General features: G+C 54.6%; 25 protein-coding genes. 12 read left to right on the top strand and 13 right to left on the bottom strand.

What is annotated here, in order from left to right; genetic code table 11:
• The first annotated feature begins 44 nt into the window (after positions 1-44).
• On the top strand, positions 45-887 hold the full coding sequence (aroD, locus tag MHZ89_RS13315) for a type I 3-dehydroquinate dehydratase (RefSeq protein ID WP_311783374.1): 843 nt from the start codon (positions 45-47) through the stop codon (positions 885-887).
• 32 nt (positions 888-919) lie between these two features.
• Here the strand turns inward: aroD and MHZ89_RS13310 are convergent, their stop codons facing one another.
• Positions 920-1,630: an IclR family transcriptional regulator gene (locus MHZ89_RS13310; RefSeq protein ID WP_311783373.1), complete on the bottom strand. Its 711-nt coding sequence runs from the start codon at positions 1,628-1,630 to the stop codon at positions 920-922.
• A gap of 171 nt (positions 1,631-1,801) precedes the next feature.
• On the opposite strand from MHZ89_RS13310, the gene MHZ89_RS13305 reads away from it, so the two are divergent.
• Both MHZ89_RS13305 and MHZ89_RS13300 read left to right on the top strand, forming a co-directional pair.
• Positions 1,802-2,494 (top strand): RraA family protein, encoded by a 693-nt coding sequence (locus MHZ89_RS13305; RefSeq protein ID WP_311783372.1) that lies wholly within the window; start codon positions 1,802-1,804, stop codon positions 2,492-2,494.
• Positions 2,494-3,441 carry a hydroxyacid dehydrogenase gene (locus MHZ89_RS13300; RefSeq protein WP_311783371.1) on the top strand — a complete coding sequence of 316 codons (948 nt, stop codon included), beginning with the start codon at positions 2,494-2,496 and terminating at the stop codon, positions 3,439-3,441. Before MHZ89_RS13305 ends, MHZ89_RS13300 begins: the two co-directional genes overlap by 1 nt.
• Positions 3,442-3,494: 53 nt before the next feature.
• Here the strand turns inward: MHZ89_RS13300 and MHZ89_RS13295 are convergent, their stop codons facing one another.
• Entirely contained in the window at positions 3,495-4,823 is a 1,329-nt protein-coding gene (locus MHZ89_RS13295) for an MFS transporter (protein WP_311783370.1), read from the bottom strand.
• Between the two features lie 326 nt (positions 4,824-5,149).
• On the bottom strand, positions 5,150-5,572 hold the full coding sequence (locus tag MHZ89_RS13290) for a DUF2000 domain-containing protein (protein WP_311783369.1): 423 nt from the start codon (positions 5,570-5,572) through the stop codon (positions 5,150-5,152).
• Between the two features lie 146 nt (positions 5,573-5,718).
• Between MHZ89_RS13290 and MHZ89_RS13285 the strand changes: the two genes are divergently transcribed.
• Positions 5,719-6,192, top strand: coding sequence for an Lrp/AsnC family transcriptional regulator (locus MHZ89_RS13285; RefSeq protein ID WP_311783368.1), 474 nt, complete (start codon positions 5,719-5,721; stop codon positions 6,190-6,192).
• A 28-nt stretch (positions 6,193-6,220) separates the two neighbouring features.
• Here the strand turns inward: MHZ89_RS13285 and MHZ89_RS13280 are convergent, their stop codons facing one another.
• Positions 6,221-6,811 (bottom strand): ABATE domain-containing protein, encoded by a 591-nt coding sequence (locus tag MHZ89_RS13280; RefSeq protein ID WP_311783367.1) that lies wholly within the window; start codon positions 6,809-6,811, stop codon positions 6,221-6,223.
• Positions 6,812-7,009: 198 nt separating this feature from the next.
• On the opposite strand from MHZ89_RS13280, the gene MHZ89_RS13275 reads away from it, so the two are divergent.
• Positions 7,010-7,891: an alpha/beta hydrolase gene (locus MHZ89_RS13275; protein WP_311783366.1), complete on the top strand. Its 882-nt coding sequence runs from the start codon at positions 7,010-7,012 to the stop codon at positions 7,889-7,891.
• 72 nt (positions 7,892-7,963) lie between these two features.
• Positions 7,964-8,179: a hypothetical protein gene (locus MHZ89_RS13270; protein WP_311783365.1), complete on the top strand. Its 216-nt coding sequence runs from the start codon at positions 7,964-7,966 to the stop codon at positions 8,177-8,179.
• Positions 8,180-8,222: 43 nt separating this feature from the next.
• Here the strand turns inward: MHZ89_RS13270 and MHZ89_RS13265 are convergent, their stop codons facing one another.
• Entirely contained in the window at positions 8,223-9,428 is a 1,206-nt protein-coding gene (locus MHZ89_RS13265) for a diguanylate phosphodiesterase (protein WP_311783364.1), read from the bottom strand.
• 507 nt (positions 9,429-9,935) lie between these two features.
• Positions 9,936-10,886: a LysR substrate-binding domain-containing protein gene (locus MHZ89_RS13260; protein WP_311783363.1), complete on the bottom strand. Its 951-nt coding sequence runs from the start codon at positions 10,884-10,886 to the stop codon at positions 9,936-9,938.
• Between the two features lie 96 nt (positions 10,887-10,982).
• Between MHZ89_RS13260 and MHZ89_RS13255 the strand changes: the two genes are divergently transcribed.
• The 3 genes from MHZ89_RS13255 (at position 10,983) to MHZ89_RS13245 (ending at position 12,972) form a co-directional block, all read left to right on the top strand.
• Positions 10,983-11,417, top strand: coding sequence for a DMT family transporter (locus MHZ89_RS13255; RefSeq protein ID WP_311783362.1), 435 nt, complete (start codon positions 10,983-10,985; stop codon positions 11,415-11,417).
• A gap of 1 nt (position 11,418) precedes the next feature.
• Positions 11,419-11,877, top strand: a complete 459-nt coding sequence (locus tag MHZ89_RS13250; protein WP_120456101.1) for a DMT family transporter — start codon at positions 11,419-11,421, stop codon at positions 11,875-11,877.
• A 108-nt stretch (positions 11,878-11,985) separates the two neighbouring features.
• Positions 11,986-12,972: a UV damage endonuclease UvsE gene (locus MHZ89_RS13245; protein ID WP_311783361.1), complete on the top strand. Its 987-nt coding sequence runs from the start codon at positions 11,986-11,988 to the stop codon at positions 12,970-12,972.
• Here MHZ89_RS13245 and MHZ89_RS13240 read toward each other — a convergent pair.
• The 7 genes from MHZ89_RS13240 to MHZ89_RS13210 form a co-directional block, all read right to left on the bottom strand.
• Positions 12,944-13,477, bottom strand: a complete 534-nt coding sequence (locus MHZ89_RS13240; RefSeq protein ID WP_311783360.1) for a hypothetical protein — start codon at positions 13,475-13,477, stop codon at positions 12,944-12,946. The genes MHZ89_RS13245 and MHZ89_RS13240 overlap by 29 nt on opposite strands.
• Before the next feature lie 35 nt (positions 13,478-13,512).
• Entirely contained in the window at positions 13,513-13,806 is a 294-nt protein-coding gene (locus tag MHZ89_RS13235; RefSeq protein ID WP_311783359.1) for a hypothetical protein, read from the bottom strand.
• A 170-nt stretch (positions 13,807-13,976) separates the two neighbouring features.
• Positions 13,977-14,216, bottom strand: coding sequence for a regulatory protein YcgZ (gene ycgZ, locus MHZ89_RS13230; RefSeq protein WP_033791039.1), 240 nt, complete (start codon positions 14,214-14,216; stop codon positions 13,977-13,979).
• 262 nt (positions 14,217-14,478) lie between these two features.
• The gene (mdtI, locus tag MHZ89_RS13225) at positions 14,479-14,808 is read right to left on the bottom strand and encodes a multidrug/spermidine efflux SMR transporter subunit MdtI (RefSeq protein WP_120456108.1); all 330 of its coding nucleotides are present in this window, start codon (positions 14,806-14,808) and stop codon (positions 14,479-14,481) included.
• Positions 14,795-15,145 carry a multidrug/spermidine efflux SMR transporter subunit MdtJ gene (gene mdtJ, locus MHZ89_RS13220; RefSeq protein ID WP_311783358.1) on the bottom strand — a complete coding sequence of 117 codons (351 nt, stop codon included), beginning with the start codon at positions 15,143-15,145 and terminating at the stop codon, positions 14,795-14,797. Before mdtJ ends, mdtI begins: the two co-directional genes overlap by 14 nt.
• Before the next feature lie 497 nt (positions 15,146-15,642).
• Positions 15,643-15,972: a DUF1471 domain-containing protein gene (locus MHZ89_RS13215; RefSeq protein WP_311783357.1), complete on the bottom strand. Its 330-nt coding sequence runs from the start codon at positions 15,970-15,972 to the stop codon at positions 15,643-15,645.
• 288 nt (positions 15,973-16,260) lie between these two features.
• The gene (locus MHZ89_RS13210) at positions 16,261-17,061 is read right to left on the bottom strand and encodes a MetQ/NlpA family lipoprotein (protein ID WP_311783356.1); all 801 of its coding nucleotides are present in this window, start codon (positions 17,059-17,061) and stop codon (positions 16,261-16,263) included.
• 271 nt (positions 17,062-17,332) lie between these two features.
• On the opposite strand from MHZ89_RS13210, the gene MHZ89_RS13205 reads away from it, so the two are divergent.
• From MHZ89_RS13205 to MHZ89_RS13195, 3 genes are all read left to right on the top strand, one after another.
• Positions 17,333-18,334, top strand: coding sequence for a zinc-binding alcohol dehydrogenase family protein (locus tag MHZ89_RS13205; protein WP_120456116.1), 1,002 nt, complete (start codon positions 17,333-17,335; stop codon positions 18,332-18,334).
• 35 nt (positions 18,335-18,369) lie between these two features.
• Entirely contained in the window at positions 18,370-19,023 is a 654-nt protein-coding gene (gene nfsB, locus MHZ89_RS13200) for an oxygen-insensitive NAD(P)H nitroreductase (RefSeq protein WP_311783355.1), read from the top strand.
• 720 nt (positions 19,024-19,743) lie between these two features.
• On the top strand, positions 19,744-20,196 hold the full coding sequence (locus MHZ89_RS13195; RefSeq protein ID WP_311783354.1) for an acyltransferase: 453 nt from the start codon (positions 19,744-19,746) through the stop codon (positions 20,194-20,196).
• The last annotated feature ends 248 nt before the right edge of the window (positions 20,197-20,444 follow it).

The following is a 20,444-nucleotide window of genomic DNA, read 5'->3' as shown; positions in this document are numbered from 1 at the left end:
TAGATCTTAAACCCTGGGTTTTATTCGGGACAGGGAGAGGTTTTATGCTCAAAGCACCTTTAGCGCTACTGATGATGATGGCGATTTCTGCGACGGCTGCGGAACCGTCACCTTCGCAGGTACGGCCTTTACAGGTCGGTAATCTCACCATTCAGCAAGGCAAACCGGCCATTATTGTCTCTACTACCGGCAACGATGAGGAGAGCGCGCTAAAGCTGGCGCGTCAGGCGGCGCAAATCCCGCAGGTTCAGGTTGTTGAACTGCGCGTCGATAAGCTCGATTTTGCTACTCATGTCGATAAGGTCACGCAGCTCGGTCAGGCAATGCGGCGCGAGCTAAAGGGTAAACCGCTGCTGCTGACGCTGCGCACCAAAGAAGAAGGGGGCAGCCTGTCGCCGGATGACGCCAGCTATATCGCCCTCTATCAGCAGTGGCTTGAGGCAGGCTTCGCCGATCTTATCGATATCGAAATGCGCATTGGCGCGCAGGCGGTAGATCAGCTGGTGAAGCAGGCGCACCAGCATCATGTCGCGGTCATCCTCTCTTATCACGATTTTCAGGCTACGCCGGATAACGCCGATATGCTGCGGCGTCTGACATGGCAGGCGGCCCACGGCGCGGACATCCTTAAGATCGCGGTGATGCCGAAGACGCCGCAAGATGTCAGCCGCCTGACCGACGTCACCTGGCAGATGCGCCAGCGCAGCGACAAGCCGCTGCTAACCATGTCGATGGGCGGGCTTGGGGCAGTAACGCGTATGTCGGGCGAGGTATTTGGCAGCAACCTGACTTTTGGCACGCTGGGCGAGGCGTCCGCGCCGGGGCAGCTCAACGTGCAGGCGCTAGACCAGGCGCTGACGACGCTGCATAAGGCGAACGCGTCGTGATTGTTGATCATAAGCTCTGGCGAGGTAAGGGATCAGCGCTGATAAAAGCGGTCACAAAACCCTTTGCTGGCGCCCAGCCGCATTGATAAGCGACAGGCCGTGTCCTTCATGGCGCGGGCGACATCGCTGTTGGTACGATCCGGCGTCAGGCGAGAGGCTGGCCCGGTAATGGCCAGCGCGGCGGCCAGCGTATCGCTCTCGCCGAAAACCGGCAGCGAAAAAGCGGCGATGTGCGGATCACGAATACCAGAAGTATAGAGCGGCAGCGCAGGCGGCTGTTCAAACAGCGACTCATTCAGCCCCCAGTGGCGCAGCACCTGGCCAATGGCGGAATTGTCCAGCGGCAGCGAGCTGCCTGCCAGCCGCGTTTCCCGCAGGCCTTCCGACGACTCGGCGCGAAACAGGCAGAGTCGCTGTCCCTCTTCAATAACGTACCAGGAGGCGCTTTCGCCGGTCGAGGCCGCCAGCGCGTGCAGCTCCGGCTGTACAATGTTCGCCAGATGAAAAGATTGTTCATAGAGCTTGCCCAGATAGAGCAGGCGCGGCCCAAGCGAATAACTGCCGTTCTCCCTACGGATCACATAATGCATTCGCTCCAGCGAATTCATCAGACGATAAACCGTGGTTTTATGCTGGCCGGAAGCCTGTGCCAGCGCGGTCAGCGTCAGGGACTCCTCGCCCGGCTTAAAGCAGTCCAGCAGCGCCAGCGCTTTCTCTACGGCAACTACGCCTTCATTTCCCATCCTGATCCTCCTGATTTTGGCGCTACGGATTGTAACCTGCAATTTGTGATTTACATCGTGTTTACATCACAAATGAATCGTTAACAGTGGCTTTACCGACTGATGGCTAGATATAGTTGTTGTATATAGTAAAACACAGTTTTACACAGTAAAACAACAGGAGCGACAGCCATGACAGAACGCGCAGTACCACTCTTGAAACGCGCTATTACGCGCGTCAAGCCCGATCTGGTGAAACGCGCCGCGGAATTTCAGGCGGCAATTCTGGCGGACGTCGCTGGACGACGTGGCACGCTGAACGGGCGAATTAAGCCGCTGGCCCCCGGCATGAAAGTCGCCGGACCGGCAATAACCGTCGAGGTGCGTCCCGGCGATAACCTTGCTATTCACGCCGCGCTGGCGATAGCCCAGCCGGGCGACGTGATCGTCGTTGATGGCAAAGGGGATCTGAGCTGCGCTCTGATTGGTGAAATCATGTCAACCCAGGCACATGCCGCAGGCATCGCCGGGATTATTATTGATGGCGCGGTACGCGATGCCGATGCGCTGGCGCAGAATGCTTTTCCGGTTTTTTCCGCCGGACTGAATCCCTGCGGACCTACTAAATCTATCGCCGGACGCGTTAATCATCCGGTATCAGTGGCAGGTGCGGCGATCCAGCCTGGCGATCTGATTATCGGCGATGCTGACGGCGTCGTGGTTTTGCCGCGCGATGAGGTTGCTGCGCTGCTTGAACTGGCGCAGAAAAAGCTGGATGGCGAAAACCGGCGTCTTCAGGCTATTCGACAGGGCGATATTCGCGCGCCCTGGCTGGAAGAGGCGCTGCTTGCAGCGGGGATGCTGGAAAACGGGGAGACGCTGTAATGAGTCATAAGCAGACCATTATTATCACCGGCAGCGATCTGGCGCAGGAGGCGATAGAACTGCTTCAGGCGTACCAGCTGGTTTATGCCGGCCGCCAGCCGGGCGAAGAGAAGCTCGTCGCTCTGTGCCAGCAGCACAATCCGCTCGCGATTGTTGTGCGCTACGGCAAAATCAACGGGCGCATCATGGACGCCGCACCCGCGCTGCGCGTGATTGCTAAACATGGCAGCGGCATCGACGTTATCGACCAGGCTGCAGCGGCGCAGCGCGGGATTCGCGTGCTGGCGGCGTCGGGCGCTAACGCCGCCGCCGTAGCGGAGCACACCTGGGCGATGATCCTCGCCTGCGCTAAATCGGTTATTACGCTGGATCGCCGCCTGCGCGCTGGGCACTGGGATAAAGCGCAGCATAAATCGCTTGAGCTGGAAGGACGCACACTGGGGTTGATTGGGCTGGGCGCCATCGGCAGCCGCGTGGCAAAAGCGGGCATAGCCTTTGGCATGAAGGTCATCGCCTGTGATCCCTGGGCGAAACAGTTTCCGGAAGGGTGCGAAGCCGTGGATCTGGCGACCCTGCTGCGCCAGGCAGACGTGGTATCGCTTCACTGTCCGCTGACGGCCCAGAATCAGGGTATGATCAATCGCGCTACGCTGGCGCAGTTCAAGCCGGGCGCTATATTGATCAACACCGCGCGCGGCGGCCTGATTGAGGAAGAGGCGCTGGCGGAAGCGCTGCAAAACGGCACGCTCCGCTGCGCCGCGCTGGACAGCTTTGCGCAGGAGCCGCTGACAGCGCCAAACCGCTGGCAGCAGCTTGACAACCTGATCCTTTCTCCCCACGTCGGCGGCGTAAGCGATACTTCCTATATCAAAATGGGCTGCGCGGCGGCGCGCAATGTGCTGAGCGTGTTGCAGGAAACCCCTGCTGAGGCGTATTCGCCGCTATAAGCAAGGCAATAAAAAAGGCGCTAATCGCGCCTTTTTTTACGTCTGTTGTTCGCTTACCGCGGCTGCGCTTCCACCTCAACTCGCAGCTGTGACTTACGCCCCATCACCAACACGGCGATACCGCCTGCCGCACAGAGCAGCGCAAGCGGCATCATCGCCAGCGTATGGCTGCCGGTTGACTGATTGATCATGCCATAAACGTTTACCATCAGGCCGCCGCCGATCAGGTTGGCCACGGCGCCAATGGCCGCAAGACCGGCCGCAGCGGTTGAAGAGGATAACCAGCCTGACGCCAGTGCCCAGAACGGACCTTTCATCGAATAAGCGCCGATCAATACCAGCGAGAGAATCACCACGCTGCCCGTCAGCGACTGGCTGATAAAGGCGGAAAGCAGGCCGCCCGCAATCAGAAACAGAGTCAGCGCGGTGTGCCAGCGGCGCTCGCCGGTGCGATCTGAACTGCGGCCCCAGACAATCATCAATACCGAAGCCAGCCCGTAAGGAATGGCATTCACCAGGCCCGTCGTGAAGTTATCCAGCCCAAACGACTTCAACAGCTGCGGCGACCAGACGCTGAGCGTGGAGCCAGCAGCGGAAGCGCCAGCGTAGATCAATGCCATCACCCAGATATGCTTGTGGCGCAGCAGCTGCCAGAGCGAAATATGACCAATGGCTTTACGCTGGGCATTTTCCGCCGCCAGGGTAGAGGAAAGCCAGTTGCGCTGTTCGGCGGTGAGCCAGCCAGCATTATCGGGTCGGTTGCTGAGTACAAAGAAGGCTGCAACGCCCAGCAGCACAGCGGGGACGCCTTCCAGAATAAACAACCAGTGCCAGCCGCGCATGCCGAACCAGCCGTCCAGCGAAAGGATGGCGCCGGAGATGGGCGAGCCGATAAAGTTAGCGGCCGGGATCGCCACCATAAAAGTCGCGATGACGCGGGCGCGATATTTCGCCGGGATCCAGTAGGTCAGATAGAGGATCACGCCGGGAAAGAAGCCCGCTTCTGCAGCGCCCAGCAAAAAGCGCAGTACGTAAAGCATCTCGCTGCTCTCTACAAACGCCGTACAGACCGACACGATGCCCCAGCTAATCATAATGCGGGAGATCCAGATCTTTGCGCCGATCTTTTGCATCGCCAGGTTGCTTGGCACTTCAAACAGAAAATAGCCGACAAAGAACAGGCTGCTCGCCAGCCCAAAAACCGCTTTCGACAGCCCCAGATCCTCATTCATTTGCAGCGACGCCATGCCGATATTACCCCGGTCGATGATCGCAATCAGATAGCAGACGATCAAAAAGGGCAGGATCCGCCAGACGACGCGCCTGACGGTTTGTCTTTCCAGCTCTGAGGGCGCAGTTGAAGCGTGCATCTTTTCAGCCATGATCTACCTCTTAACAGAAGTCGTTCCCGGCAAAGCGCAGCCTTGCGGGAGTGATTTGTTTTACTGTGTAAAACTGTTATGTACAGAGTACAACTCATTATCTCTTCATGGACTTTTATCTGTAGTGAGATGTTGCAAGGTTGGGTGAGATGTCACAAAAAGGTGGCGCGATAATAGCCGTTATGTGATGGCATTAAAATTATGCGCGGTCGGGTGGTGCAAAAAGCGAAGCGAATAAAGGGAAATGCCCCGGCGAGGCGCCGGGGAGGGAAAGCGTGGAGGAAGTGACCAGCGTGGCACATATAGCGCTGCGGTCAGTATTCGGCTCAGCGATAGAGCTTCAGATTGCCCGTAAGGCGAGTAATCGCTTTTTTCGGCCCTGCCAGTCCCAGCGCCACCAGTTCAATCTGCGGACTTGCGGCGTCGCGCATGCGCGCTTCATATTCGTCATAACTTTTACACGACTGCGCCAGCGCGCTAAACGGCATGGCAAACAGCGTCTCGTCTGCCGCGCTGCGCTGGTGCAGCTCGCGTAAATAGTCTCCTGAGGCCAGCAGAACCGGCAGCGGGGCGGTGATGACGCCAGGAAAGGTCACGCCATCCTGGCTTTGCAGCGCCGCGCCGACCAGGTTATCAATGGCGCGGCCAAAACTAATGCCAACGACGCTGGCGGCATTCATCGCCAGCCCAGGCGGTAAGTCTTTGTCGATGATAAGGGTGCAACGGTGAAGATCGGCATCGAAGCGCATAGGTTCCTCTGAAAAAAGCCGTTTAGACAAGAGGTAAAATTATGCGCGTTTATTGCAGGTGAGTGCTTGCGAATCACCAGGGTAAAAGGAATGATTCAGGCAGAGTATTTCATACAGGCACTGAAAATAGGCAGAGGCTACCCGCTATGGCGTTAAGTAGGGCAGAAATAAAGATTCTCGCGCAGCTGCAACAGGAAGGCCGCATAACCAATCAGGAGCTGGCGGAAAAAGTAAATATGTCAGCCTCGCCCTGCTGGCGCATGGTGCGCAAGCTGGAGAGCGATGAGGTGATTCAGGGCTATCGTGCCGTACTCAACCGTAAAAAAATCGGTCTCAACGTGATGGTATTTGTGCGCGTCATTATCGACAGCCACAGCGAGGCGCAGGCGCGCAAGTTTGAGCAGGAGGTGAGCGCGCTGGAGAATGTGGTGGCCTGTTACAGTATCGGCGGCGATACCGATTTTTTGCTACAGGTGGTCGCCGCCGATCTCGACAGCTACGCCGATTTCGCCATGGGCGTGGTGCGTCGGCTTCCGGGCATAAAAGAGATGCAGAGCATGTTTGTGCTTAAAGAGATAAAAGGACTGAGCGCCTGGCCGCTGGGCAATACGGGAAGCTGACCAACACTTGCTGCGACAGAAACCTGCGTCAGCCCTGGCTCATCTGGCGGAAACGCGCTGCTTTGGCACGATTGCCGCATACCGCCATGCTGCACCAGCGGCGGCGATGCGCTTTGGTGCGATCGTAAAACCACAGCGTGCAGTCGGGATGCTCGCACTCGCGCACCAGTGAAAAATCGCCGTTAACCAGCAGGTCTGCGGCCTGCTCCGCGACGGGGCCAAGCTGCTGCTCCGGCGTTGCGGCAGCGTATATGCGCCGGTATTCAGGGCTGCCATCGCTGCTCAGCGCCAGTTCAATATGGCTGGCAGCGCTGCGCAGAAAGCGGTTGAGCGCATCCGGCTGCCACCTCTCTTCACTTTTTCGTTGCTGCACTGCGTGATGGATAGCGTCGCGTAGCTGACGTGCCGCCATCAGCAATGCGCCTTTGTGCCGGTGTGGCTCAGAACTCTCCGTGGCCCATCCCGCTGCGCTCAGCCAGCGAATGACATCTTCATCCGTTTGAAAGAAATCGTGCGGCTGACCATTGACCTGCGCCACGGTGTTAAGAAAATCCAGCGCCAGGTGATCGCCGATGCGCAATGGAGCCGAAGGCAAATCCTCTCTGTTTTTCTCTTTCATCTCTTTCAACTCAGTCAGTAACCGCTAAATGCCATTTTAACAGGTTATTTAAAGCTGTCCAGAGCTTGAAAAGGTCATATGGTTTTAACCGGGAGATAAAAAGTAACTTCTATAAAACACTTTTAAAGGTTACCTGTTTGTGTCAGGGTAAATACGTAACTCGTAAAATTGTTCTTTAACGGTTAAGAGAGGTTCCTTATGATCAGCAATCCGCAATACCCTGTGCATTACCGCTATGTCGAAGCCGATGGCGTGCGCGTTTTCTACCGCGAGGCGGGCAATCCTGAGCCACCCACGCTGCTGTTGCTTCACGGCTATCCAAGCGCTTCGTATCAGTTCCGCGAGCTTATTCCCTTACTGAGCGATAAATTTCATCTGGTGGCGCCCGATTTGCCTGGCTTCGGTTTCACCGAGGTGCCGGATGAGCGGCACTATGTTTACAGCTTTGATGCGCTGGGCGAGACGCTGACCGCTTTTGTCGATGCGCTGCAACTGGAACGCTATGCGCTCTACGTGTTTGATTACGGCGCGCCGAGCGGGCTGAGGCTGGCGCTGGCCCGCCCTGAACGGGTCACTGGGCTGATTTCGCAGAACGGCAACGCCTATCTGGAAGGGCTGGGCGATGCCTGGCAGCCGATTCGTCGCTACTGGGCGCAGCCGACAGCGGAAAACCGCCAGGTTGTCCATGATAACGTGCTGAACCTGGCGGGAACCCGCTGGCAATACCTGCATGGCGTCAGCGATGAGACGCTGGTCGCGCCGGAGGGCTATATGCTTGATTCGTTACTTATGGAGCGTCCCGGCAACAAAGAGATTCAGCTGGATCTCTTCCTGGATTACGCCAGCAACCTGACGCGCTATCCCGATTTTCAGCAGTTCTTCCGCGAGAGGCAGTTGCCGACGCTGGTGATCTGGGGCAAAAACGATCCCTTTTTTATTCCGCCCGGCGCGCAGGCTTACCTGCGGGATAATCCCAACGCCCAGGTGGAGCTGCTGGATACGGGCCACTTTGCGCTGGAGACCAATGCGGCGTATATCGCGCAGCGCATCAAAGAGGTCATCGGAGGCGAAGCGGTTTAGATGGCGGATTTGCCGGGATAGCGTATGTTTAAACTTTGGCAGCACTGTTGAACTTAACCGCCAGGGGGAAATATGGAATACGCTATCGCCAGCAATCTGGATGAGCTAAATGAACTGCTCAGCAGCGGCAAACACAAAGCGGTCGTGATCGGCTATGAGCTTTCCGCCGATGAGTTTTTTGGCATCGCTATGTACTGGGGTGACCGGGGCGCGAAAATCAAACGTATTGACGGGAGTTTTGTGGTTAAGCTAGGGAAAAATGTGATTCCGCCGAACGACAATATTTAACGTAAACAGGCTGGCCGCACGAATGGCGACCAGCCTGAAAGCATTACTGCATTTCTGGCCACGCAACCGCGGGAATGCCGTTCAGCTGCGGCCTGGCGAACAGATACCCCTGGAAGTTGCTGATGCCTGCGGCTTCCAGCCACATCCACTCTTCCGGCTTCTCAACGCCTTCTGCGATAACGCTAATCTCCAGCGAGGAGCAGCATTTTAGAATTGCATGAACGATCGCCTGTTTCGGCCCGCTCTTATGCACGTCAATGATCAGATTACGGTCGATTTTGATCTTGTCCGGCTGAAAGCGCGACAGCAGCGAAAGTCCGGCAAAACCCGCGCCGAAGTCGTCCAGCGCAATACTGATGCCGGCCGCTCTAAGCTGCTTAACGGCAATAGTGAATTCATCGAGGCGCGAAATCACCTCGTTTTCCGTCACCTCTACGACGACCTGCTCCGGCACCAGCCCGTTTTCTCGGATTTGATTCAGCAAAATTTCGACCGCATTCGGCACCATCACCAGCGACATAGGCAGCAGATTGACGGATAACGTCTGGCCCTGAATATCGAGCTTTTTCGCCAGCGCGAAGGCGACGCCTTTCGCTTTTATATCGGCGGCGTAGATTTTGTCGCCGGGAAACTGTGCAAAGTAGTCGCCAGGCGCGCTGCCGTCCGGCGTGCGAATAAGCGCTTCCAGCGAAACAATCTGCTGCATCAGCGGATCGATAATCGGCTGAAAAGCGAAGCTACAGTCTGCGGCATCCGGCGGCGCAATCGCTTTTTCCAGCGCTTCCTCTACGACAAAATGCAGCGTGTCGGTTGAGGGGATTTCAAAATAGTTGGCTTTTTCTCGCGCCTCGACGAAGGTGCGCAGGAATTGTAGGGCGCGATCGTCATAGGTGAGCTGGTACTTAGAGGTGCCTTTATCCAGTACCGCCTGCAATACCGTCTCTTTGTCATACTTGCGCAGATCGAAAAGCTCCATGCCGACGTTGCCGAAGCGACGCGAAGGAGAGTAGTCATACATTAATTCAACTAAATTGTGGTGACGGGTATCCACGCAGATCCGGGCATAAATTGCGCGTACCGCCTCATCGGAACCTTCCAGAAGCTGGAAAAAATGGGTGCCGTCAAACAGGAGAATACCGGTGACGTCAAAGGTTTCATTAATTTTATTGGCGTTTGTTGCTAAATTATCCAGCGTTTTTACAGGCACGTCGTCTGAAAGATGGCTGCGATAGATAATGGTTGTCAGCATGGATAATTCCGGTCTTAGATTTTGTGAAGCACACATTACCAGAAGTCGCGCTGGTATTGTCTAGCGCTTTTTTTTAGAAATAAAAAAATAATTCAGGCATCGTGGCCGGGTAATAAAAAGCCTGATTAACTAGCCGTTTCGCTTTATTTTGCCGTCTGGTTTACTTTAATTCTTAATGTAATGTTTAATCTTGTTAACCTTTTGAATATGTGAACTTTCTTAAATTTAAAAGACCCTATGTTTTTTGTGCAATTAGTGCGGTGTAAAGTTGCATTTGGAATGCATTTTATCTATAACATCAGGGTAAGCCGCTGATGTCTGAAATCCCCTTTATGACATAGCTGTACAGCCGCTTCGCTTCAAATAACAGCCATCGGACAGGATGGCTGTTTTTTTTGCCATGCAGACGAGACGTTAAATGCACAGCGAACCTGACTTAATTGAAAAAACGTTATGCATTGCCGCCGTCACTTTTCTGACGATGGCGCTTGTCACCCTCTATTACTTCTAAACGCCAGCAGGCGCGTCGCGCTGCCAGTAAAGCGGCGTGCCGTAAACGTCAACAAAGTAATCAATAACCGCACGCACGTTGAGCGGGGAATGACGGGTATTGGGATAGATGGCCGCTATCTGCTGCGGTACAGGATTGATGCCAGCCTCATACTCTTCCAGCAGCCTGACTAAATTGCCCTGACGCAGATGATCGCCTGTCAGCCAGTCGGGAAAGAGCACCATTCCCATGCCGTCCAGCGCGGCGGTCAGTAAGGTTTCAGCGTTATTCGACGAAAGCAGCGCCTTCACGGGATACTGTACCCAGGGCTCATCGCGACGTCTGAACAGCCAGCGGTTCGCACCGGTGAAGCCGCGATAGACCAGACAGTGGTGCTCGCTCAATCCCTGCGGGCTGGCGATCGCGCCATGTTTAGCGAGGTATTCCGGCGCAGCGGCCAGATAATAACGCTGGCTGCCCAGCACGCGCGCGTGAAACGAGGAGTCCGTAAGGGGGCCGATGCGAAAGATCAGATCGGTAGCGGTACGGTGGGGATCGACATAATCATCCGTCAGCGTCAGCTCAATTTCCAGCAACGGATAGCGCGCCGACAGCTGCGCCAGCCAGGGTGCGATATGCCGCTGGCCGAAAAAAACCGGCGCGTTGAGGCGCACCAGGCCGGACGGCTCCTGCGATCGCGCCTGAAGCGCCTGTCGTGCTTCGCTGAACTGATTATCAATAGTGCGCGCGTAATCGACAAACAGCCGACCCGCTTCGGTCGGTATCACCGCCCGCGTATTGCGATAAAAAAGCTGCTGACCCAGCGCGTCTTCCAGCTGAAGAATGGTGCGCGAGACGACGGAGGCGGAAACACCTTCACGCCTCGCCACCACTGAAAAGTTTTGCGTATCAAAAACGCTAAGAAAAAAGCGCAGCGCGCGCAAATCTATTGAGCCGGTACTGTCCATTAATGCATTTCCTGCAAAAGTGTTTGCCACACTATAGCGTTTTTCAACTTGATCGACTCCACTATGCTGTTGCGCTTCGATTTAAAGGAAGCGTTTATGCAACTCATTTTAATTTTACTGGTTATCGCCGGCGGGATGGGGCTGTCGGTAGAGGCAGGGCTGCTCGGGCCGCTCGGCCAGCAGGTAGGGGATCTCTGGGCGACGTTCAGCATTTTCGGCGTTGGCGCAGCACTCACTTTCTTACTGATGCTCTTTTTTAGCCCGCGCAACAGCCCGTCGTTTTTCGCGCAGCCGGGCTGGCAGCTGCTGGGCGGCATTTTAGGCCCCGGCTACGTGGTGATCCTGACGCTGGCGACGCCGGTGATTGGCATTGCGATGACCATGATCGGCATTCTGGCCGGACAGGTTTTCAAAAGCCTCGTGATTGACCACTTTGGTCTGTTGGGAACGCCGCATCGCAAAATTGATGGCAAACGCATTATTGCGCTGGTGTTTATTATTATCGCGCTGGCGCTGGTAGCCCGAGGGTAGTATGACGATTTTTATGATCTGTTTAGCCGTCGTGGGCGGCGCGCTGTTAAGCATTCAGGCGGCCATCAACGGTCAGCTCGGCGGCAAAGTTGGCGTATTCCGCTGCGCCTTTTTGACCTTTGCGCTGGGCGCAGTCGTGACCGCGCTGCTGATTTTCTTCTTTGCGCCGCCGCAGACACACACGCTGCTGGATGTGCCGAAGTGGCAGCTGCTGGGGGCGCTCTGCGGGGTTCCCTATATCGTGATTATGGTGCTGGCGGTGCAGCGCATCGGCGCAGCCGTCGCCACCGTCGCGGTTATCTTCGGCCAGCTCGCGATGAGCATGCTGATTGATAATTTCGGCTGGTTAGGCAATGCGGCAATTGCTTTTTCACCGAGCCGCCTGGCGGCAGTTGTCTGCCTGGCGATTGCGCTCTGTTTTATCTACAGCAGCAATAAGCCGAAAAAAGCACGCGGTTAAGGGCTATGCCTGCGCCTGTCGCGCAGGCTGGCTTGTTCGCAGCGCCTGGTATCCAGCCGGTTTTCAAATAACTGTTAAACTTACTGTTTGTGTTTAACAGGGGGAAATATGAAATTAGGCTTCGCGTGTAAGTATCTGGATGCAGACTGCAAACAACATTTCCCGTTTAAGAGCACAACCCGCACGCGCTTTTTGAGTTTACAGCGAGATGAGCAAATTGCGCTGATCGCTAACCTTGCCCGCCTGAACCTGACAAACCTTGCAGGCCTGCTGGAAACACTCGCTACCCAGCCAGAGGCCTTGCGCATGATGCGTATCGGCAGCGATCTGTTGCCGTTGTATACCGTACCCGAAGCGACGCCGTTATACCGTGAGTTTTTGCCCGACCTCTACCCGCTGTATGAACGCTGCGGCGCGCTGGCGCGTCAGCATGGCATACGGCTCTCTTTCCATCCCGGACAGTATTCGGTGCTGGCGTCCGATAACCCCGACGTTGTACAACGGGCAATAGAGGACGTGGAGTATCATGCGTTGTGCGCCACCCTGATGGGCTTCGGTAAAACATTTCAGGATTTCAAAATCAACATTCATATGAATGGCAAAAAAGGCTTTGAAGGCTTTAGCCAGGCCTTCGCCCGGCTCAGCCCGGAAGCGCGCAATATGCTGACGGTGGAAAACGATGAGATTTCCTGTTCGCTGGACGATGTGTTGCAGGCGAGGGCGCTGTGCCCCATCGTGCTGGATATCCATCATCACTGGGTAAAAGAGAACGTTTTTATCCAGCCGGACGACTCCCGTATCCCTTTGATTATGGAATCCTGGCGCGGCGTGCGGCCGGTGCTGCACTACTCGATTTCACAGGAAGGATTAATACCGGAGCGCGGCTATCCCGATCAGCAGAATCTGGGCGTGGCGAAAAACAAACTGCGCGCCCACTCGGACTACTACTTTAATGAGACGCTGAATGACTGGGCGCTGTCGTTTAACGCCTTCGATATTATGTGCGAGGTTAAGATGAAGAATCTCGCCAGCCAGCGCCTGTATGACTATGCGCTGGCGACGAAAATTATTGATCCCAGCCGAAACGAGCGGTAATGGCGCGGCGGTAAGGGGTATCGATCTGCGCGGGAACCTGCAAGATGTAGGCGCGCGCATGGTCTGCCTCTTCGCCTTCCAGCTGCTGTAGATAATCAATCGCCTGCGGCAGCGTTGGGATCAATCCCTCTTTGCTGCCCAGTTTAGGCGGCAGACCGGTCCAGATAACCGCATCCAGCTCGCGCTTACGCGCCCAGTCGGCCAGCGTGCCGGGTGAATCCGCCGTCACGGAAAGAATACCAATGCCATCGACACGTTCGTCGGGGATGCCTTCGCGTTCGCGCAGCTGAGTAACGGCGAGCCGCAGATCCTGTGTCGCCAGCCTGGCCCAGAGTACCGGCACCGGCGGCGCGTTCATGCAGATCGCGGTCGCCAGTTCGCCCCCATCGCTGGTGCGAGAAAACTCAATGGGAAAGAGCGGGCCATCCTGATGCCATTCGCCCGCAACGGGAAGACTTCCCGATTTCCATATCAGCGAACCCCATCCAAGACAGGCAATATTCATAGCGCACTCCTGAGCGTAAAACCGGGAAAGAAGAGTCAGTGTTTGCGTTTGTCGCCCGGAATCGCGTCGCCCTTAAAGTGATGTTCCGTGTTATTGCGATCGCGCAGTGTGACGCGAGACTGCGCTGACTGAGCGTTAAGGTTTTGCTGCACCTCGTGAATGGCGCGCGCAATAACCTGCTGCCTCTCTTCATCAGCCTCGCTTTCAGCCATGCGCTGCAAAACCTCCATCAGCGCGCGGCTGGATACCGCTTTATCCGACAGCAGCAGCTCGAGCGTTGCCTCGCCGATAACAACGTCGGTCAATCTTTCTTCATTACTTTTATACATAACATGTGCTCTGTGTCCCGCTGCACGCCCCTGATAGCGGGGCAGGATTGAGGTGCGGTTGACTACAGAAAGAACCAGCGCACCTGGCTGGTGCTGGCGTGAGCCAGCTAATGCCTGCTTAAATCTAAAGGCCGTGCCGGAAAAACGGAAATCGTCAAGACAATCGGGAATTAACGGCCTAACAGCAGACCGATCAGACGCTGATAATGTTTCTCTTCTTCGGCCGTAGAGGCTACTTCCAGTCGTCTTACCAGCTTAGTGCAAATACCTTTACGGTTGACGTTTTTGCCTGCGCGAAGAAGTTCAACAACAATCTGACCCAGCGTCTCCTGTTGGGAAGGCAGGCTGGCTTCACGAAAATAACGCGCGATATCTTCAGATGAAGAGAGAAGGCTGCTGCTCTGACGCATGATTTTACCCCAAATGAGTTAAACGATGATCAGTCAAAAAATGACAAGTTGTACATCGAAAGAAAAGATGTACAAGAATATGCAAGATATTTGCGTTAACTTTTTTGCAAAAAATGCTACCAGATGGGGATGGTTCGGTTTAAGTCTTTGTATTGTGGCGCAAGAGAGTCATACGTCAAGTATTTTGAGACTCTTCTAAGGCTGTACAACTTTTGTTTTTGCCTCGTCCTGCTGCTAAAAAGCAGCAGGACGTTACCGGGCATCAGGCCAGCTTGATAAGGATCATCCCTGCCAGCAGCAGGCTAAGTCCCGCCCAGCCTCTGGCGTTGAGGCGTTGCCCAAAGAGCACCCAGCCCGCGGCGACGGTGGCGGCAATGCCGAAGCCGCCCCACAGCGCATAGGCTACCGAAAGATCGATGCCTTTCACCGCCTGAGAGAGCGCGCTGAACGCCAGCAATACCGATGCCAGCGAGGCGAGACCCAGCAAAGGCTTTTTAAAGCCGTCAGAATATTTCAGGAAAATATTGCCGGCTATTTCCAGCAGGATCGCCAGCGCCAGCCAGAGCATATGCGTGATATCAGCTGAGGACATGGTGCTGCCCCTTTTTCTGTGTGGTGCCGGTTTTGATCAGCATAATGCCGGCGATCAACACCGTCAGGCCGGCGATTTTCATCAGCGACAGCGGTTCATCGAACATCTGCACGCTAAATATGGTAATCAATACAATTCCGATGCCTTCCCACAATGCGTAGGCGACGCCGAGCGCGATCTTTTTAACAGCGAAACTCAGGAAAATATAGGAACAGGCGATCATCACCAGCATGATCAAATAACCGGTGCCGCTCTCATCAACGCTGGACCACTTCATCGCCAGCGTGCCGATGATTTCGCTAAAAATGGCGAGTAATAATAAAACCCATGGAAACATAACTGACTCCTGTCGCAACTATTAACCGACCTGCGCCATACAGGCGCACGTTATTTTTGGTAAACGGAAACGAGCAGGGGGCTACAGGGCGCTACGCCAGTGACGATCGTCGATATTCCAGACAGGAAGAGAGCAAGAAAAAAGGGAAGAGTGAACAAATGCTACGCGCATAATTTAAACAAGACATCCACGCTATTGCTTCTCATCGGTGGACGGATTGTGCTCCAGTAATAAACATGGCGCAGTTATAGCATCTGGCTATGCCAGTTTCAACAGCAGTAATTTCCACTATTGATTTATAACAAAGTTTATTCTGTTGCTATCTCCAGCAGGCTCAAACTGAGAGGAAATGCCTATAGTTACAACATACTTAAAAGTGATAACACTTTCCAGCATCGGAGTCGTTTGCAAAAGCTTGTCAGGCGTCAATGCCAGACCGGTTACGTTCAGGCCCAGGCCAGCGCGGCCTTATGCAGCCAGCGCTGGCCCGGTATTAATTACAAGATAAAGCCCGCCGTCAGCTGATCGTTACCGTTCTCATCGGGGATGTTATAAAGCGTTGCTTTCGCAGCCAGCAGAGGCTGGTCGTCGCTGCCTGATTTGTGCGACTCAATATCCGTAATATGATATCCAACCGCGCCAGCCTCGTGCGCTTTGCGAGCAACAGCCGCATTAAGCTCATCCATTGATGTCACCCAGCTTACAGAGGTGACGGCAAAAGGTTGAACGGAGGCAATTTCATGCTGAGACAAGTTCGAACGAATCAACACGGGGTTTACGCTCTGCGGAGAAAAGATAGATAAAACATCCTGCACTAATTCTTTCATTAGCAGCTCCTTCAGGGTTCAATGTACGGTTATCAGATTTATTATCGGTTATGACAACAGTAATAAATGCCAGGAAATGTTATGCGTTTTAGCTTTAGTTGCTAATGAGATGTTATGGAAATAATGACTGATAACTTACTGAAGGTTTAATGAGGATATTTTCATTTGATTACATTCTGGCTGTTTTTGTCATGAATGAATCAGGCAGCGCAAAATGCGAAAGGAAGCGCCCCCTGAACCGCCCCCGCAACCAGTCAGGTGTACGGAGGCGAGGGCGTAAGTAGAGAATTACCAGCCTTTAATAATATCGCCTTTATAAATTTCGTTGGCTTTATCCAGCACTTCCTGCGAGCGGAACGCCTCTTTCAGCTTCTGGATATTGGGGCTGTCTTTATTATCTTCGCGTGCCACGATGGCATTTACGTAAGGCGACGCTTTGCCTTCCATAAACATGCCGTCGCGCGAGGCGGACAGGTTAGCCAGCGCGGCGAAATTATTATTGATGATAGAGACGTAAACCTGTGGATCGTCGAGGGTACGCGCCAGCTGCGGGGTATCGACCTCAACAAACTTCAGTTTTTTCGGGTTATCGGTAATATCCAGCGTGGTCGGCAGCAGGCCCGCTTCCGGTTTCACCTTAATCAGACCTTGCGCCTGTAACAGCAGCAGGCTGCGGCCCAGCGTGGTCGCTTCGTTAGAAATGGTAATAGTCGTCCCGTCCGGCAGCGCATCCAGCGATTTAATCTTGCGTGAATAGCCCGCAATCGGGAAGACGAAGGTATTGGTAATGACCGCAAAGTGGTAGCCGCGTTCTTTCGACTGCATTTCCAGATAAGGCAGGCTCTGGAAGGCGTTTGCATCAACATCTTTATTGAACAGCGCTTCATTGGGCTGCACATAGTCGTTGAATGCCACGACATCGACATCCAGATGGTATTTATCATGCGCCACCTGTTTTACGGTGTCCCATAACGTCTGGTCCGGGCCGGTATTGATAGCTACTTTGATTTTGCTGTCGTCATCTTTATTACAGGCGCTGAGCAGCGTGACTGACGCGGCCAGCAGAATAGAAAGCACTTTTTTGTTCATAAGCCAGATCCCTTTTCTTGTAGGTGAGGGACTATAATCTACATCTAGACGTCTGTACATCCATAACGGCGCGTTTGCCTGATATTTGTTCGCTTTAGCCGGGCCGTTTGGCTATCCAATAAAGATTCTCTATGCCAGAAGCCTCAATCCAGGGGGATTTTCACTCCAGCAGTGAAAGTGCTACTGCCGCTGGCGGGTTTTTCTCACCGCGCAGGCGTCCTATTCTGTTATCAAGCACCAGTGAAATCCCTTACTGATAAAAGGAAAAGAGATGAAAGCTATCGTCTATAGCCAGAATGGATTGCCGATCGCCGATCCGCAATCGCTCTACGACACCGCACTGCCGCAGCCCCAGCCGGGCGCGCACGATCTGCTGGTGAAAATCGCCGCGATTGCCGTTAATCCGGTCGATACCAAAGTCCGTAACGGCGCGCCAACAACGCAGCCGCGCATTCTGGGCTGGGATGCGGTTGGGACGGTAGAAGCAGTTGGCGACAGCGTGACGCTGTTTAAGCCCGGCGACGAAGTCTACTATGCCGGCGCCATTGACCGGCCCGGCTCCTATGCCGAATATGGCCTGGTCGATGAGCGTATCGCTGGACATAAGCCTGCTTCGCTGAGCAATGCGGATGCCGCAGCGCTGCCGCTGACCTCGCTAACCGCCTGGGAACTGTTGTTCGATCGTCTCGAAGTCAAAGAGAATGAGGACGAGGCGCTGTTAATTATCGGCGCGGGCGGTGGCGTTGGCTCGATTCTGACGCAGCTGGCAAGCAAGCTGACCGGCCTGCGCGTTATCGCAACCGCTTCACGTCCGGAAACCGCCGACTGGGTGCGCGGACTTGGCGCGCATGACGTTATCGATCATAGCCGTCCGCTGACGGAAGGGCTGCGCGAAATCGGCGTCGAAAGCGTACGCTACGTCGCCAGCCTGACTCATACCGACAAACACTATCAGCAGATTGTGGAAGTGCTGGCACCGCAGGGCCGCCTGGCGGTCATTGACGATCCTGAAACGCTTGACGCGATGCCGCTGAAGCGTAAAGCCATTTCGCTGCACTGGGAGCTGATGTTTACCCGTTCGCTGTTCCAGACGCCGGATATGGCGCGCCAGAATGAGATTCTGGAAAACGTGCGCCGCCTGATCGACGACGGCACGCTGCGCACCACGAAAGGCGAACACTACGGCACCATCAATGCAGAAAATCTGCGTCGCGCTCATGCGCTCATTGAGAGCAACCGGGCGCGCGGCAAAATTGTACTGGAAGGGTTTTAACCTGACCGCGAATAACCCTGATTAAGGAAAGAGTAATGACGCTTCTTGAAGCCGTGGCGAAACGCCATACCGTAAAAGCTTTTGACGAATCTCGTTCGCTGCCGGACGCGCAGATCGAAACGCTGCTTAATGTGCTGCGCAATACGCCTTCGTCGGTCAATTCGCAGCCCTGGCATTTCGTGGTCGCCTCCACCGCTGAGGGGCGCGAGGCGATGGCCCGCTCCACTGCCGGCGCGTTTATCTATAACCAGCCAAAAGTGCTGCACGCCTCGCACGTTATCGCGCTCTGTATGCGAGCCGATCTGGATGAAAGCCACCTGCAAACCGTACTGGAGCAGGAAGAGAAAGACGGGCGTTTCCGCGATGCAGCGGCAAAAGCGGGACAGGATAAAAGCCGTCGCGGCTATGTTGATATGCATCGCTACGTTCAGCGCGATCTGCCGCAGTGGATGGAAAAACAGGTCTATCTGGCGCTGGGCGGTCTGTTGCTGAGCGCGGCTCTACTGGAGATTGACGCCACGCCAATGGAAGGGTTCGATACCGCTGTGCTGGATGAGGCGCTTGGCCTGCGTGAAAAAGGGCTGACCAGCGTGGTGCTGGTATCGCTGGGATACCGCAGCGAGCAGGATTTCAACGCCGCGCTGCCGAAATCCCGTCTGCCGCAGGAAGATATTTTCACTTTCATCTGATTTGTGATTTCAGTGAGACGCAAACCCGGCCCTGCGTGGCCGGGTTTTTTATTTCCGGCAAAATGGTAAAAAGCGATGCCTGTGACCGCAGGAACGAATATTTGAGAATAATTCGCATTGCTACTAATACGGCTCTGCCCGTAATTTGGAGCGACAGGCCAGACTGCAGAATATGTCGGGACAGAGGCGCGCCAGTTATTTACAGAGTGCGCAACAGCCTGCAATAGAGACGCAGTGAGACATTCAGGCGACAATCGCTTTGCCGGCCGCAGGCGAACGCATCAGACAATAAGGAATTTATGGGAGCTTACTGTAAGCACTGCCGCGCGCTTTTAAGCCGGGACGAATATTTCTGGTTTTATGACAGCTGTATCCACTATGAAAAATACGCGCAGCTCCGTGTTGAAGAGCGTGAGATTTTCATCAAGTCGCCGTTATACGTCTGGACTGAAATCACTTTCCAGACGCGTCGGCTCAAGCATCGATTTGCAGCCTACCTGAAAAGCCAGAATCTTGTCTGAGCGGGCGTCTGTTTTTAATTAGAAAACGCAAGTGAGTGATGACGACGGCTGCCGCTGGTTTTTTGTTCTTTCTGGGGCCGCGTAAAGAGGGATGAAATTATAAAACCTGATTTCGAAGTACAAAGCCGCGCCGCGCATTTTACTTTTTAATCAGGCCTGATTAACTGTTGTTAACTTATTCTTTCAAGGCCAGATCGACATGCAGATGATGGAAAGCGGCATTCATGATGTAAAAGAAGGAAACAACGTTAAGGTTGTCACGCCAGTCAATATTTATGGCTGCGAACTGGGTGACGACGTTTTTATCGGTCCCTTTGTCGAGATACAGAAAGGATGCATTATCGGCAGCCGAACCCGTATTCAGTCACACACCTTTATCTGTGAAAACGTCAGGATGGGCAGCGATTGCTTTATCGGGCATGGCGTAATGTTCGCAAACGATCTTTTTAAAAAAGGCGCTCCCGATCCCTCTCCGGACGGCTGGATAACGATCGTCCTGGGGGACGGCGTATCCATTGGCAGCGGAGCAACGATCCTGACGTCGGAAATTTGCAGCGGCGCAGTGATTGGCGCAGGAAGCGTAGTGACGAAACCTGTGCTAATCAAAGGGGTCTATGCTGGAAACCCGGCGAAACTCCTGAGACCGCTCTAGCGCTAACCATCTCTCCTGCCTGACAACATCAGGGCTGCGATGATAGCGGCTAACCCTGACTCATCATGTTCCTGATGCGCCATTTTGTGCCGGAAACCAGGCGGCGCAGGCCGCGACTGGCTGCGTTGGGGACGGCGTATCCATTGGCAGCGGAGCAACGATCCTGACGTCGGAAATTTGCAGCGGCGCAGTGATTGGCGCAGGAAGCGTAGTGACGAAACCTGTGCTAATCAAAGGGGTCTATGCTG

The organism is Pantoea sp. ACRSB (assembly GCF_022346905.1).
GTDB classification, from domain to species: Bacteria; Pseudomonadota; Gammaproteobacteria; order Enterobacterales; family Enterobacteriaceae; genus Pantoea; species Pantoea piersonii.
This window is presented reverse-complemented; position numbering and strand designations above follow the sequence as displayed.

Bases quoted from the DNA above. Each gene is read 5' to 3' on its own strand.
- MHZ89_RS13270 (WP_311783365.1), top strand. From the start codon at position 7,964: ATGGAATACGCTATCGCCAGCAATCTGGATGAGCTAAATGAACTGCTC.
- MHZ89_RS13255 (WP_311783362.1), top strand. From the start codon at position 10,983: ATGCAACTCATTTTAATTTTACTGGTTATCGCCGGCGGGATGGGGCTG.
- MHZ89_RS13245 (WP_311783361.1), top strand. From the start codon at position 11,986: ATGAAATTAGGCTTCGCGTGTAAGTATCTGGATGCAGACTGCAAACAA.
- MHZ89_RS13250 (WP_120456101.1), top strand. From the start codon at position 11,419: ATGACGATTTTTATGATCTGTTTAGCCGTCGTGGGCGGCGCGCTGTTA.
- MHZ89_RS13290 (WP_311783369.1), bottom strand. From the start codon at position 5,572: ATGCGCTTCGATGCCGATCTTCACCGTTGCACCCTTATCATCGACAAA.
- MHZ89_RS13215 (WP_311783357.1), bottom strand. From the start codon at position 15,972: ATGAAAGAATTAGTGCAGGATGTTTTATCTATCTTTTCTCCGCAGAGC.
- MHZ89_RS13275 (WP_311783366.1), top strand. From the start codon at position 7,010: ATGATCAGCAATCCGCAATACCCTGTGCATTACCGCTATGTCGAAGCC.
- MHZ89_RS13195 (WP_311783354.1), top strand. From the start codon at position 19,744: ATGCAGATGATGGAAAGCGGCATTCATGATGTAAAAGAAGGAAACAAC.
- MHZ89_RS13300 (WP_311783371.1), top strand. From the start codon at position 2,494: ATGAGTCATAAGCAGACCATTATTATCACCGGCAGCGATCTGGCGCAG.
- MHZ89_RS13305 (WP_311783372.1), top strand. From the start codon at position 1,802: ATGACAGAACGCGCAGTACCACTCTTGAAACGCGCTATTACGCGCGTC.
- aroD (WP_311783374.1), top strand. From the start codon at position 45: ATGCTCAAAGCACCTTTAGCGCTACTGATGATGATGGCGATTTCTGCG.
- mdtJ (WP_311783358.1), bottom strand. From the start codon at position 15,145: ATGTTTCCATGGGTTTTATTATTACTCGCCATTTTTAGCGAAATCATC.
- mdtI (WP_120456108.1), bottom strand. From the start codon at position 14,808: ATGTCCTCAGCTGATATCACGCATATGCTCTGGCTGGCGCTGGCGATC.
- MHZ89_RS13310 (WP_311783373.1), bottom strand. From the start codon at position 1,630: ATGGGAAATGAAGGCGTAGTTGCCGTAGAGAAAGCGCTGGCGCTGCTG.
- ycgZ (WP_033791039.1), bottom strand. From the start codon at position 14,216: ATGCGTCAGAGCAGCAGCCTTCTCTCTTCATCTGAAGATATCGCGCGT.
- MHZ89_RS13265 (WP_311783364.1), bottom strand. From the start codon at position 9,428: ATGCTGACAACCATTATCTATCGCAGCCATCTTTCAGACGACGTGCCT.
- MHZ89_RS13295 (WP_311783370.1), bottom strand. From the start codon at position 4,823: ATGGCTGAAAAGATGCACGCTTCAACTGCGCCCTCAGAGCTGGAAAGA.
- MHZ89_RS13280 (WP_311783367.1), bottom strand. From the start codon at position 6,811: ATGAAAGAGAAAAACAGAGAGGATTTGCCTTCGGCTCCATTGCGCATC.
- MHZ89_RS13285 (WP_311783368.1), top strand. From the start codon at position 5,719: ATGGCGTTAAGTAGGGCAGAAATAAAGATTCTCGCGCAGCTGCAACAG.
- MHZ89_RS13235 (WP_311783359.1), bottom strand. From the start codon at position 13,806: ATGTATAAAAGTAATGAAGAAAGATTGACCGACGTTGTTATCGGCGAG.
- nfsB (WP_311783355.1), top strand. From the start codon at position 18,370: ATGACGCTTCTTGAAGCCGTGGCGAAACGCCATACCGTAAAAGCTTTT.
- MHZ89_RS13240 (WP_311783360.1), bottom strand. From the start codon at position 13,477: ATGAATATTGCCTGTCTTGGATGGGGTTCGCTGATATGGAAATCGGGA.
- MHZ89_RS13210 (WP_311783356.1), bottom strand. From the start codon at position 17,061: ATGAACAAAAAAGTGCTTTCTATTCTGCTGGCCGCGTCAGTCACGCTG.
- MHZ89_RS13205 (WP_120456116.1), top strand. From the start codon at position 17,333: ATGAAAGCTATCGTCTATAGCCAGAATGGATTGCCGATCGCCGATCCG.
- MHZ89_RS13260 (WP_311783363.1), bottom strand. From the start codon at position 10,886: ATGGACAGTACCGGCTCAATAGATTTGCGCGCGCTGCGCTTTTTTCTT.